At 34.7% G+C, this 13,104-nt stretch carries 15 protein-coding genes; 7 read left to right on the plus strand and 8 right to left on the minus strand.

What is annotated here, in order from left to right:
* Positions 1 to 72 precede the first annotated feature (72 nt).
* The 7 genes from IEV35_RS17775 to IEV35_RS17805 all read right to left on the minus strand — a co-directional run bounded on the left by IEV35_RS17775 (position 73) and on the right by IEV35_RS17805 (position 5,558).
* Positions 73 to 1,239 (minus strand): TraB/GumN family protein, encoded by a 1,167-nt coding sequence (locus IEV35_RS17775; RefSeq protein WP_188386000.1) that lies wholly within the window; start codon positions 1,237 to 1,239, stop codon positions 73 to 75.
* Positions 1,240 to 1,424: 185 nt separating this feature from the next.
* Positions 1,425 to 1,841 (minus strand): Spx/MgsR family RNA polymerase-binding regulatory protein, encoded by a 417-nt coding sequence (locus tag IEV35_RS17780; RefSeq protein WP_188386001.1) that lies wholly within the window; start codon positions 1,839 to 1,841, stop codon positions 1,425 to 1,427.
* Between the two features lie 34 nt (positions 1,842 to 1,875).
* Positions 1,876 to 2,160, minus strand: a complete 285-nt coding sequence (locus tag IEV35_RS17785) for a hypothetical protein (protein ID WP_188386002.1) — start codon at positions 2,158 to 2,160, stop codon at positions 1,876 to 1,878.
* Positions 2,161 to 2,176: 16 nt separating this feature from the next.
* The gene (locus IEV35_RS17790; RefSeq protein ID WP_188386003.1) at positions 2,177 to 2,602 is read right to left on the minus strand and encodes a DUF5392 family protein; all 426 of its coding nucleotides are present in this window, start codon (positions 2,600 to 2,602) and stop codon (positions 2,177 to 2,179) included.
* 18 nt (positions 2,603 to 2,620) lie between these two features.
* Positions 2,621 to 3,304, minus strand: coding sequence for a zinc metallopeptidase (locus IEV35_RS17795; RefSeq protein ID WP_188386004.1), 684 nt, complete (start codon positions 3,302 to 3,304; stop codon positions 2,621 to 2,623).
* A 225-nt stretch (positions 3,305 to 3,529) separates the two neighbouring features.
* Positions 3,530 to 4,891, minus strand: coding sequence for a sensor histidine kinase (locus tag IEV35_RS17800; protein WP_188386005.1), 1,362 nt, complete (start codon positions 4,889 to 4,891; stop codon positions 3,530 to 3,532).
* Positions 4,884 to 5,558 carry a response regulator transcription factor gene (locus IEV35_RS17805; protein ID WP_188386006.1) on the minus strand — a complete coding sequence of 225 codons (675 nt, stop codon included), beginning with the start codon at positions 5,556 to 5,558 and terminating at the stop codon, positions 4,884 to 4,886. Before IEV35_RS17805 ends, IEV35_RS17800 begins: the two co-directional genes overlap by 8 nt.
* Positions 5,559 to 5,712: 154 nt before the next feature.
* On the opposite strand from IEV35_RS17805, the gene IEV35_RS17810 reads away from it, so the two are divergent.
* The 4 genes from IEV35_RS17810 (at position 5,713) to IEV35_RS17825 (ending at position 10,029) form a co-directional block, all read left to right on the plus strand.
* Positions 5,713 to 6,462: a CAP domain-containing protein gene (locus IEV35_RS17810; protein ID WP_188386007.1), complete on the plus strand. Its 750-nt coding sequence runs from the start codon at positions 5,713 to 5,715 to the stop codon at positions 6,460 to 6,462.
* 325 nt (positions 6,463 to 6,787) lie between these two features.
* A complete protein-coding gene (locus IEV35_RS17815; RefSeq protein ID WP_188386008.1) occupies positions 6,788 to 7,858 on the plus strand; it encodes a helix-turn-helix domain-containing protein in 1,071 nt (356 codons plus the stop codon).
* Between the two features lie 115 nt (positions 7,859 to 7,973).
* Positions 7,974 to 8,531: a sigma-70 family RNA polymerase sigma factor gene (locus IEV35_RS17820; RefSeq protein ID WP_229740795.1), complete on the plus strand. Its 558-nt coding sequence runs from the start codon at positions 7,974 to 7,976 to the stop codon at positions 8,529 to 8,531.
* Positions 8,524 to 10,029 carry a hypothetical protein gene (locus IEV35_RS17825; protein ID WP_188386010.1) on the plus strand — a complete coding sequence of 502 codons (1,506 nt, stop codon included), beginning with the start codon at positions 8,524 to 8,526 and terminating at the stop codon, positions 10,027 to 10,029. Before IEV35_RS17820 ends, IEV35_RS17825 begins: the two co-directional genes overlap by 8 nt.
* Positions 10,030 to 10,067: 38 nt before the next feature.
* Here the strand turns inward: IEV35_RS17825 and IEV35_RS17830 are convergent, their stop codons facing one another.
* Positions 10,068 to 10,892, minus strand: coding sequence for a formate/nitrite transporter family protein (locus tag IEV35_RS17830; RefSeq protein WP_188386011.1), 825 nt, complete (start codon positions 10,890 to 10,892; stop codon positions 10,068 to 10,070).
* 272 nt (positions 10,893 to 11,164) lie between these two features.
* On the opposite strand from IEV35_RS17830, the gene IEV35_RS17835 reads away from it, so the two are divergent.
* The 3 genes from IEV35_RS17835 (at position 11,165) to IEV35_RS17845 (ending at position 13,017) form a co-directional block, all read left to right on the plus strand.
* A complete protein-coding gene (locus IEV35_RS17835; protein ID WP_229740796.1) occupies positions 11,165 to 11,356 on the plus strand; it encodes a DUF4083 family protein in 192 nt (63 codons plus the stop codon).
* A 34-nt stretch (positions 11,357 to 11,390) separates the two neighbouring features.
* On the plus strand, positions 11,391 to 11,771 hold the full coding sequence (locus tag IEV35_RS17840) for a DUF4440 domain-containing protein (protein ID WP_188386012.1): 381 nt from the start codon (positions 11,391 to 11,393) through the stop codon (positions 11,769 to 11,771).
* A gap of 76 nt (positions 11,772 to 11,847) precedes the next feature.
* Positions 11,848 to 13,017, plus strand: coding sequence for a DUF5643 domain-containing protein (locus tag IEV35_RS17845; protein ID WP_188386013.1), 1,170 nt, complete (start codon positions 11,848 to 11,850; stop codon positions 13,015 to 13,017).
* Positions 13,018 to 13,104 lie beyond the last annotated feature (87 nt).

Below are 13,104 nucleotides of genomic sequence, written 5' to 3' on the forward strand. Positions count from 1 at the left end.
CCCTTAAAAATACAATCCCTATTTATAAATAATTACTTATCCAATATTTTATTTAGAACAACTTATATCATATTATAAATTTTCAAAGAATAAACGAATAACATCGGCTCCACCAATAAAGGTACCCAATGAACTACCAATATTGGCAAAAATGACAACTAATAATACTCGAGTAACCCTGTTATTCCAAAAGCCTTTAATACTATGAACATCATCAGAAAGCTTCTCAAAGTCCTCTACACTTGGCCGTTTAAAATAAGCTTGTACAAAACCAGCAAACCAACCGGCAGCCAGAAATGGCTCTAAAGAGGTTATAGGGGCTGCCACAAATGCAGTGAGAACTGCAAGTGGGTGACCAAATGCAATTAAAGTACCGAGTGCAGCTAGTGACCCGTTCCACAGTATCCAACTCATTACTTGAGCGAGTGCAGCATCTTTGTTCGTTACGAAGGTGAATACAATTAATGCAATAATAAATATCGGAATAGTCCAACCGATAATTTTGGGAATTTTCGACTTAGGTGGGACCTGCGACAACTTCTCAATATTATGGTCATTATAAATCTGTTTTTTTATTCCAGGAACATGGGCAGCACCAAGAACAGCAACTACTTTTTCTCCTGGAGCTTCTTTAATTTTTTGCGCAAGGTATTGGTCTCTTTCATCGATTAGAGGTGTTTTTAATTTCGGAAAAGTTTCTGTAAATTCATCTAACATCGAGTCAATCATATCTTGTGATTTCATCTTTTCAAGCTCTTCTTCTGTAATCGATTCCCTTGTAAAGATACTGAAGATAACTTGTGTCAGTAACATTAATTTACCTTTTAACCCAATACTGCTCCATATACGCGAGAATGTCGTTTGGATATTTCGATCAGCAAGTACTAAACTAGCGCCGACTTCTTCCGCTGATTCAATTCCCTGAATCATTTCTTGCCCAGGGTTAATACCAAACTGGTTTGCCATTCTTTTTTGAAATGAAGAGATTGCCAAATTCATAAGTAGTAAACTTGCTTTTTTATCTTTAATGACCTGAAAGATATCTGTTTCCTTCCATTTATTCCCTTCTGTAATTGATTTATACCGTCCTTCATCTAATTCAATACAGACAGAATCTGGATTCTCGGAAGTAATTACTTCTTTTACTTGTTCAGCACTATGTTTGGATACGTGTGCAGTTCCTATTAAGATAATTTCTTTTCCGTCTATTTGTAAACGGGATATATTCTCTTCCGACATTTTTTACCTTCCTTTTATCTAGCATATAAATTAATAATAAACTAGTTTGGTATAAATTTGAATAATTTTGTAAAGAAGAAAAAAACGCACCCTGGTGGGAACGCTAAACTTGCATATTCAATTTTATTATAGGGCACTCCTTATTTAATATGCTCTGGAGTACCCCAGACTACATAGTAGAAAGACTACTTCACAATTTCTGTCATAGGAAGGTAATTCATGCGCCATTGTAACCATTGTCTTTCCCTTGTTTTTCTCGGAAGAAATTGTCGAATATCATCTATATGGAAACCAACTTGTAGACGCTTCTCATCTAACATAATCGGACTTCTTAACAACCTTGGATGCTTATGAATTAATTCAAGCAACGCTTGTAAAGGTAGTGAATCAATATCGACATCAAGTTCTTTATAAACTTTGGATCGAGTAGATATAATCTCTTCCGTTCCTTCTACCGTTCTACTTAATATTTGTTGTAATTCCTTCACTGTTAATGGCTCTTTTAAAATATTGCGTTCAATAAAAGCGATATTATTCTTTCTAAACCATTCTTTTGCCTTTCTAGTTGATGAACAAGATGCTCCGTATATCATTACAGTCATATACCATTCCTCCAATTCTAAACTACATCTATCTTTACTTATTAGTTAACTGTTTATATACATGAATAAAATGTTTAGGAGATGATTTTACAGTATAGGAATAGACACCATGAGTGGTATGTAAATAAAGAAGCCCAGCTCCTTTACCACCAATTTCACGATAAGAAATATCCATCACTTCTTTTATCGGAAACTCACGGTGCTTACTTGTAATCTTATCGTCATACAAAGTAAGGATCCGTTTATGTTCTACATCTACTTGTTCCAGGCTGTTAACAGTTCTTTCAACCTTTACATATTCCTGTTCTGCAAGTATCATAAAATCCTCCTGCTTTTTAATCCATTAATCTATTCTCTTCTTCTAAGAAACGAATAAAGTGATTCATTGCAAATGCTGGTTGTTCTCTAACTTTTTTAATGTATCGGTCTTTCGCAAGGTCTCCGATGACATTGCTTTTCTTAATTCGTTTTACGATAAATTCTTCACTCATCTTTAAAATTTCTTTGCGCTGATGTTTTGCCTCCTTAGATAAGGCAAAACCAAAAGCACCCAATACTGCGTATAAAATTAGTGTAATTATTGTTCTCGTTTCAGGCATGATGACTAACTCAAAAAATAAATTGATAAGAGAGAAAGCAATTAACGGAAATGACCAGAAAGAATATTTAGATACTTTTTTCAGGAAAGGAGAAATTGTTTCATTCAATTTATCCACTTCCTTTTTAATAAAGCTTGGCATATTTGTCATGGGTAAATTCATCAATATTCCACCTTTACACTAAGATTGTCTTTCACGGAAAATCATAATATATTTTATTAATTCCAGTACGGCGATGAGAGTGCTTGCGACATAGGTTAATGCTGCAGCATTCAATACCTTCCCAACACCACGTTCTTCTTCATTTGTAATCATACCAAGTTCAACTAGTTTATTTTTTGCACGCCTTGAAGCATCGAATTCTACTGGTAACGTTATTAGTTGGAATAAAACAGCTAACGAGAATAAAACGATTCCAATTCCTATTAAATTAGTTGCTCGTAAGATAAATCCAGTTATTAATAAAAACGGTGCCATTTGTGATCCGATATTTGCTAATGGAAACAGTTTATGCCGCATCACTAACATAGAATAATGATTAGCATGTTGAATGGCGTGACCGACCTCATGAGCCGCTACTGCAAGAGATGATATGGAATTTCCACGATATACAGTTTCTGATAAACGAATTACCTTAGCTGTAGGATCATAATGGTCAGATAATGCTCCTTTTCGTGATAACTCAATTCTCACATGAGAAAGCCCCTCACTGTCCAAGATTTTTCTAGCTACTTCTAAACCTGTCAATGCAGATGATGCTCTATATTTTGTTCCCTTTCGAAAAGTCCCTTGCACGTTTGTTTGTGCCCACATTGCAAGTCCGAAAGCAATAATAATTAAAATATCCATTGGATGAAAGAACATGTCATATCCTCCTGATGTAGCAATTCTTTATAAAGACTTGACAATATCCTCCCAGATTTATACCTTCTCATAATATATACGAGATAACTTTGTATTTTGTTGCACATATTAGAAAATATTTTTACATTTCTGGGTTATGACATAAGTATAAAAAAAGAATATGAACTGAATATGAACTAAAAAGGACTATAAACAATTTTTTTGTTCATAGTCCTTTTTCATGTCTTATTGATTTATTGGAATATTGACAGTGAAGGTAGAACCTACGTCTTCTTCACTTTCCACATCAATGCTAAATTTGTGGATGGTTAGTATTTTCTTCACGATGGATAAACCGAGGCCATTTCCATCTATAGACCGATTTCTTGAACGGTCAACTTTATAAAATCTGCCAAATACACTTGCGAGCTCATCCTTCGGAATACCTATACCATAGTCTCTAACAGCTACTTTAATTTGGCCACTTTGAATACTAATACCGATTTGTATAATTTCATTTTCATTAGAATACTTTATTGCATTCGTAATGAGATTCAACCAAACCTGATCCATTAAATCCTTATCCGCATATATTTCCACTGGTTCTAAATCTAACTGAATATCAATATTCTTACTATTCCATTGTGGTTCTGTTGTTAAAATGGAATTTCTAATTTGTTCATCTAATCGATAGGAACTTGGATTATATGGATGATGTTCTGAATCAAGGGAGGCAATCCTGAGTAAGTTATCACTTAACCGCGACATGCGTTCGATCTCTTGATAAATGATTTGCAAGTATTCTTTTTGGTTTTCTCTCGGAACAACGTCATCCATAATCGCCTTTGTAAATCCTTTGATGGATGTTAGCGGAGATTGTATTTCATGGGACACATTACTTACAAAATCAGCTCGCATCGCATCAATTTTTTCTAACTCAGCAGTCATGTGGTTAAAGCTATCAATTAACTCGCCTACTTCATCTTGGTTTCTCCGATTCTTTTTCTCAATTCGAACAGAGAAATCTCCTTTTGCTATTTTCCTTGCCGCATGTGTCATTTTTCGAATTGGTTTAACTAAATAAGTAGAAGCTAAGAAGATTAATAAACTACCTATCAATAACACGATTACAAGAGAGACAAATATCCCTTGTTGAAGATCTTCAAATTCATCTTCATAATCTATTCTTGTTATTAAAGCATAATTCTCCCCTGAAACATCGATTGGAATACCAATTATTCGTGCAGAAGGATTGTTTTGATCGACGCGAACTACCGGATCATCAAAAGAGTGTTCTAAGATCTCATCAATATCCGCTTGATGAATTGGAATAGAGGAGTCTCCCTCCATTTTATAAATAATATGATCTCCGTCGGTAATGAGTACTTCAAAATCAAGATCATCAAATTCCTCGATTAAATTAGAGATATTTTCTGGTCCAGACATCTGAATGACTTCTGCCAGGACAATTGAAATCTTCGATAGTTCTTCTTTAAAGATTTTTTCTTTGTCTAACGAATATGGAGTTAATAAGTACGATAAACAGATACTAACTAATACCACTCCAATAAATGTACCAACGATTTTTAAGTACAAGCTTCTAACCATTTACTTCCTCCAAACGATATCCAAGCCCTCGTACAGTAGTAATATTAATTTCATCAAATTCAGCTAATTGTTCTCTGAGACGTTTAATGTGAACATCAACAGTTCGTTCGTCTCCTTGATAATCGTATCCCCATATTTTTTCGATTAATTGATTACGTGTAAATATCTTCCCCGGGGAACTCGCTAAAACAAATAAAAGTTCACTTTCTTTCTTTTTTAGTAAGACGGAATGAACTTCATTGTGTACTGTTAATCGCTCTTTATCTATAGTAACGGATCCGATATTGATCTTATCCTCCACACGAATGTTATATCGCTTTAATAAAGCTTCTACACGGAGAATTAATTCAACGGGATCAAATGGTTTAACTAAATAGTCATCCGTGCCTGAGCGAAAACCTTTTACTTTATCTTGTGACTCTCCTTTAGCGGTAACCATTAAGATCGGTATATCTAAATAATTACGTATATCTTGTGTTAGTTCATAACCGTCTACATGGGGCATCATAACATCAATGATAGCTAAATCTATAGGGTGCTTCCCTAATAAATCTATAGCAACTTGGCCATCTTCCGCCTCCACTACTTGATATTGACTATTCTCCAAATATAATCGAATTAATTTTCGAATATGTGCATCATCATCAACAACTAATATCGTATTCATCGCCTACTCACTTCCCATATAGTATCTACTGTTAGTTTAGCTTAGTAAACCTCTAGCGTAAATTACTAACTCCTTTAAAAAAACATAATTTATCATCAATATTTTTCCATATAAAAACAAATACTATGTCCAAATAATATAAAGGGGTGTTTATATGTTAGGAAAGTTAATGAAGTTTATGGTTGGTATCCTGTTCGTTGCTACCATTCTAACCGCATGTGGAAATGATAATGATAATGCTGGCGACACAGGAAATACAAATACAGGTACTGGTAACACGAATGACAATATTTCAAGTATTAGCACGGATACATCAAGTAAAGATTATCCGCATACCCAACCAATTAAAAAGCAAGAAGCAAAATATGATTTTAAGCCTGTACCTGAAGGCAAAGAGAATTTACCTAATGGTGACCGAGTACCCAATACAAACAACATTGCTAACGAACCACTTCGGGCACCACAAAATAATCAACAGCCACAAACTCAGCAACAACAACCAACTCAGCAGGCAGAAAATCATGGTTTAAGTGAATTCGAAAGTGAGGTTGTTACATTAACAAATCGAGAAAGAACACAGGCTGGATTAGCACCACTTGAAGTAGATACTGCCCTAAGCAATGTTGCTCGAGAGAAGTCGAATGATATGCATCGAAATAATTACTTCTCTCACACAAGCCCAACATATGGTTCACCGTTCGATATGATGCGTGATTTCGGGATTACTTATCAATCTGCAGGTGAAAATATTGCAGCCGGACAACAAACACCAGCAGAAGTAGTACAAGCATGGATGAACAGCCAAGGCCACCGTGAGAACATTCTAAATGGCAACTTTACTCATATTGGGGTTGGATATAATCCAGAAGGAAGACAATGGACACAGATGTTTATTCGTAAATAGAAGTTTAGTTAGGGTGCCATCACTGGTGAATGGCACCTTTTTAATGTCTTTTGATGGTGTCAGTGAGTTGAATTTTGTTCATTTTTCATTTTGTTCTAGAATATTGGGTGGAATGATGTATGAGGGTGCGCCATTTTTCATTTTGAAAACACCCGACCAGTGGGATAATGTATAAGAATGCGCCATTATTATACTTAGTTCTATTAGCAGTTGAATATAGATTATCCCTCCATTCAACTAATGGTTGATAGGTTTCTAGGCGAACCTATGCTATTCTCAAATTAACAGAGCGCACTGTTTAATTTATATTGGAGGGTACATCATTATGTTAAATAGTATCGTTATTGGTTCTTATATTTCTAAACTAAGAAAAGAGAAAGACTATACACAAGTTGAACTTGCAGAAAAAATTAACGTCAGCCACCAGGCAGTTTCCAAATGGGAAAAGGGAGACTCCATTCCGGACGTCGGAACACTTATTTTACTAGCAGAGGAATTTCAAGTATCAGTAGATGATTTATTAAATGGTGGAAAAAAAGAAGTAAAATCCTTTCATAATGTTGGGCCAATCATTCATAACGTCGTTAAACAAAATACAACGAAGGCAGCAGAAGCGTTAAATCAAGGGGATTCCAGTATTGATGAACTTATATCGATCGCACCTGTTCTTAAATCAAGTTCATTAGGAGATATAACTAAAAATATAGATGATCAAAAACTAGCATTCTCACATATTGTTCAGCTAGCACCGTTTTTAGATGAAGAGTCTTTAGAAGTACTTTTCACTAAAGTAAAGGATGATAACGATTATTCCGTTCGGGATATTGTTCATCTCGCACCATTTTTAAAAAGTGAACATCTTACCAATTTATTAATGGAAAAGCGTGATTCCATCAGTATTGGAGACATTGCTCACCTTGGGCCATTTATTGGCGAAGAAATCAACACATTAATTAAGGAGATGGACATAAAGGATGTTCCTTGGAATTTCATTGTCGGTCTTGCACCTTTTGTTGAACTTGAAACACTTCAACACCTAGTAGAAAAAGCGCTAGATAGTGAATTATCCTTTAATAAGGTGGTGGCGATTGCACCATTTTTAGACCAAGAAACAACTGATAATCTTGCATTACGTGTAAGCAAGGATGAAGCATTATCCCATCATTTAACTGCTATCGCGCCATTTGTAAGTAAATGGACTTTAGGTGAACTTGTAAAGGCAATCCCTTTAGATAGTCAAAGCATCATGGGAGTTGCGCCTTTTCTCGGGGGTGAAGAATTAGGGAAACTTATAGAAGATACTGATTTAACAAATATAAAGCCTCAGGGCTTAGCAAATCTCGCCCCATTTTTAAATCAGGAAACTTTAGTGAAGTTAATTACTAAATTAAAATAATAACTCGACAGCCAGTTCGTCACTGGCTGTTTTTTTATTTCCTTTAAAATATTTGGGACTTTTTTGATTTACAATCGTCATTACTAGTACAATCGATTGTAAGAGATTAAGAGAGGTGAAAGCCTTGGACGGAAATTTAGAAATGCCCATCTCTATCCACTCCTTGAGTCGCGACGAGGCAATCGAGTGGATTATGGATGAGTACGGAGAAGGTCTAAAACGATTCATATATATGTATGTAAAAAATCGAACACAGACAGATGACTTATTTCAAGATATTCTTCTTGTAGTCTATCAAAAACTCGATACCTATGAAGGTCGGGCATTACTTAAAAATTGGCTTTACCAGATTACAGCAAATAAGTGTAAAGACTATTTGCGTTCCCCTTTTCATCGACTATTTATTTGGAAAGAAGATTTGCTAGAAAAAGGGACGGATTCTACACCTGAAAGAGAGTACCTTTTGGATGAAAGAAAACGAGCTGTGATTGAGGCTATATTAGAACTACCAGTTAAATATCGTGAAGTGTTGATATTACAATATTATATGGAATTTAGTATTCAAGAAATGAGTGACTTATTAAAGACAAATCCATCAACGATTAAAACGCGAATTATGCGGGCAAAAGAAAAGTTGAAGCTTTTGTTAAAGGAGGATTTTCTTCATGAATAATCTTTCAAAAAGGGATTTTGATAAATACATTGGAAAGGACTCTTTCTATACCGAAGAAGATAAAGAACGATTCTTTAATCAGTCAGGTAAAACGAAACGCCGAAAGCACCTTATTCCTCAACTATTAACAGTAGCTTTCATTTTGGGAATCTTTATTGTAGGTGCCAACTTCATTCAAAATACAGTATTTCTTTCTTCTAATGACAATGTGGGGCCTGAGACGAGAATCGAACTCACCGAGGTAGACTCATTAGAAAAAATAAAAGAATACTACTACCAATTGACGCCTGGATTAGGGAGAGCAGAAGATTTAGGACTAGTAACAGAGGTAGATAAAACACTCGCCATTAAAGAAGGTTACGATTTGCATATAGACAAAATATGGTACAACTCTGAAAACATTCATGTTTACTATAGTATTGGTATTCCGGAAATAAAGACCGTCTATCAAAATTCGATTCCAGCGATTTCTAATCTTAAAATCTTAGGAGACGAAGATGGCCGTTTCCTTTCACAAGAATCTGGACCATCTGGGATTAACGAAAGTATACCAATATTTAACAAGCGTATTTACAACCATATATCATTATCTCCTCTTGAAAATCATAACTTTGAATCTATTGATCAAATAGAGGAGTTTGTATCCATTCAGGTTACAACAGAACTGGCATACAAGGACTATTATGATTTAGAGGAAATAGAAATCCCATTAAAATACAATGAGGATAAAATAAAGGAAACCGTAATAACTACCCCTATCAATGAAACGTTTATATTCCCAGGGGGAAGAATAGTAGTCGATCAGTTTGAGATGGGAGTTTCTAAAAATTATATTCACGGAGATATTTATTTGGATGAAGGGATACATCTGATGTATGGTGATGGGACAATTGATATTGGTACAGAGGATCCTTTATACCTGTACTTTTATAAGGAAGATCCAGATTCCACCGCTATCGTGATGGAAACAGATGCATTTAATCATGTGCCTGAAGAAGTTAATGTAAAAATTAATAGTCTAAGTTTATATGGGCAAGATGCCTTTAAGTTTTCCATAGATTTGGCGGATTACGGATATTTTAAGAATTACGAAAACCAAGATATAAAAGTTCATGAAAAAATAACGGAAATTAAAGATACTTCTATCTTCCTAGATAAATTATATGTTGATGAAGATGGATTAAGATTTTTCATTTTATTTGAACCTAAAAATAAAAACCAATCAATCCAACTCATACCTGGTTCTATCAATACTTATCAAGGTAATATAGGTCAAGATATACCTAATTTAATAACAGTTGTAAATGAACTAGGAGAACCCTCTGATGGTTCTGACATTTTCGGTACTAGAAGTATATACGAAGATTCTTCCTATGCACTGCAACTAATAAAGAGTTTTGTACAATCCTCGGAAAGAATTGATATTACCGTTGAAAATTTATCCTATCTAGTGAAGGTTAATAATCAATCGGTATGGTTTGAACTTAATAAAGAGTAAATATAATCCCGCAATGATAATTTGCGGGATTACTTATATTATGATGCTTTATCCTTTGTTACTAACTCTATCGACGGAGATTTCTCCTTCGTAATAATATGGAAACAAATTGCAGTGAAAACAAAACCTGCAATGAAGTTACCGATTGTTACAGGTATTTGATTCCACAACCACCAGTCACCAACTGTAATATCTGCCCCAAGCATCATCGCTGCTGGAATAACGAACATATTGACAACAGCATGTTCAAATCCTTGCCCAAAGAAGATAAATACAGGTATCCACATCGCTGCAATTTTTCCGATTGTTGAATGGGACGTAAATGCCATAATTGCCCCCATCGTAACCATCCAGTTACATAGTAGTGCTTTTACGAAAACAACGACATACCCACCGGCTCCTATTGCTTTATAGTCTACTGTCTTACTTTCAGCAACTGCGATAATTTTATCAATGACAAGTGATTCTGAAAGATGACCAAACTTTGTTATCGCAATCGTGAAGAGTATGGCATAAAAGATACTTCCAATTAAATTCCCAGTAAAAGCCCACGTAAAATTACGCAATATCTTTGGTGTTGTGACAAGCCCACGGAATTTTGCAATCGGAAGCATAGCAAATGATCCAGTTACTAATTCTAAGTTCAACAGCAATATCATGACAAACCCAGTTGGAAAGATAATGGCGCCAACAATATCCATTCCTGTTTGTGTAGATGCTTGATACGCAAGGGTTGTTGCATATCCTAAAAAGGCTCCTGATAATATTCCTTTAAGTAAAATATGTACGACAGATAAAGACGATTTCTTTTCTCCAGCTTTTGCAACTGATTGAATAACTTCATTTGGCTTAATATAATCCAATCTACTAACCTCCCGATTAACTAATTTTGCCATCATTTTATATGTGGGAAGGTTTTTTGCTTGTTAAAAATGTCACTAAAACATTCATGATAGCCAATAAGTCAAAAAGGAGTCAAAATTACGCCATTTTTTGATGCACCATTATTTTCAAGCCAATCTACTTAAATAACCTGGCCAGCGTTTCTAATAAACCACTATAATTTACCAACATATTCCAATCTAATAAATAGAGTGATACACTTTTAATAACAATTAGTCTTGGGGGGATTCTATTGGAACTTATATTAGGAACAGTTAGGTTAAATATCGGGGATATGTTTTTCCAATTATTCTTTTTCTTACTTATTTTATTTATCATTACACTAGTTATTCGATTATTCCGCTCCTCATCCAAAAAGAACAAGGAACAACTTGATAGAATTGAAGAAAAGCTAGATATTTTATTATCGAAACGAGAAAAATAGGTAGATTTAAATAACCTAGGGGGGATGATGAAATATGAGACTAATAGAGGAAATATTAAAAGAGTACTATCAAAGTTGGAATGATGGTTTCAAAACGAAGGATGATAGTAAAATTAGAAGTTTTATGTCTAGTAGCTTTACAGGATATTGGGCATTCTCAGACATTGAAAAGCCTGAAGTATATGACTATCATTATGATATTATCAATGTGTTAAATCAATATGACGGAAATACAATTAAAGAATTTAATGTTATTTCTAAAATTGAGCGGAAAGAAGGCAAAAACTTTTTAATTATTGGAACAGAAACTAGTAAGATCACAGGAGCTATCCATTCAGCCAAATGCATGTATGTCTGGCGATTAGAAAATGATAAATGGAAATTGGTCAGAGAATATATCGAAATGGAAAATTAAAAAATCACATCCTTACATAATTTCCTGACATTTGGTAAAAACTAACATGTATAACCCCGTTTATGGAGGGAAGTACATGAAATTTATTATTAAACTATCTTTAACGATGCTCTTTCTCTTTACTCTACTCTTGATAACGAATACAACATCCGCAAAAGAAGATTATCTAGGTGAAAATTCCATTTTTGAACAGGTTGGAGATATAGGAGAAAAAAGGGCTAATAAACTTGAATTAACTACTCCCGTGAATCAATCAATAAAGCTAGAAAATGAAACAATTCTATTTACAGAAAGTCTTTATGATGGTTCTAGCATACGTCTAGCCTATATAATTGAGACTACTCGAAAAAAGGGACAATCTTTTTCCAATCGACTAGTAGACGATGTTATCTTTACTAAAAACGGCGAACCATTAATGGTCAGCGGCATGAGTGCTAGTGGAGACTTTATAGATGATGGGGTCTATGCAGAAATCATTGATATTAGTTTTCACGAACCGATTCCCACATCATTTATGTTAGGTATCCAGTCCAGTAAAGATAAGTCTATTGATATAAACATTCCAATTGAGTTAAAGGGAGAAAGCAAAACTTTTCCAATCAATCAGTCGAAAGAATGGAATGGAAAACCATTCTCCTTTCAAGAAATTACATTTTACCCAACAATAACAGAAATACGAACGGAGACTTTAGTGGATGAGAGAGATAAACATTTGAATATCGGTTTGAAAGTAACGGATGAAAATGGCTACCTCCTTCAGCCACTAAAAGGAAGTAGTACTGGGGAACCAATCGTCAACGGCAAAATAAAAATTGTTTCTAGATATTACTTTGAACCATTCGAAACTATTCCAGATTCCCTTCATCTAAATCCATATGAACGTCAGTTTAATACTTACAAACCTCACACTGTACGTAAACAATGGAAAGGAAAAAGCTTTACCTTATCCCAAGGGGAGGCAGGAACCTTAACCATTCAAAATGTCAGTGTGAACGATAACCTACTTACAGTTACTTATGAAGTGAGTGGAGAGCAAAATTTCCAACAAGCTGCAACATTGTGGGTTGAGAATCGTGCTGGAGACCACTTACCAGAAAACTTCCCGCCAAAACAGCTTAGCAAAGGGACATTTCAGCTGACCTTTACTATAAAAGACAAGATAGAGGAGTATTTTATAGGCACGGCTGAGTTAACTCCTCTTGATTATGTGGAGGAGTTAGAAACTATTATCCAATTAAGTGACTAGTGTACCTAAAAGCATCTTTTTAGGTGCATTTTTTTTATTCTCGTTAGAATGAATGCTCTCGTGTTAGGTACTTGGGAGCTCTATTAG

This window comes from Ornithinibacillus halotolerans (assembly GCF_014637405.1).
GTDB lineage: Bacteria > Bacillota > Bacilli > Bacillales > Amphibacillaceae > Ornithinibacillus > Ornithinibacillus halotolerans.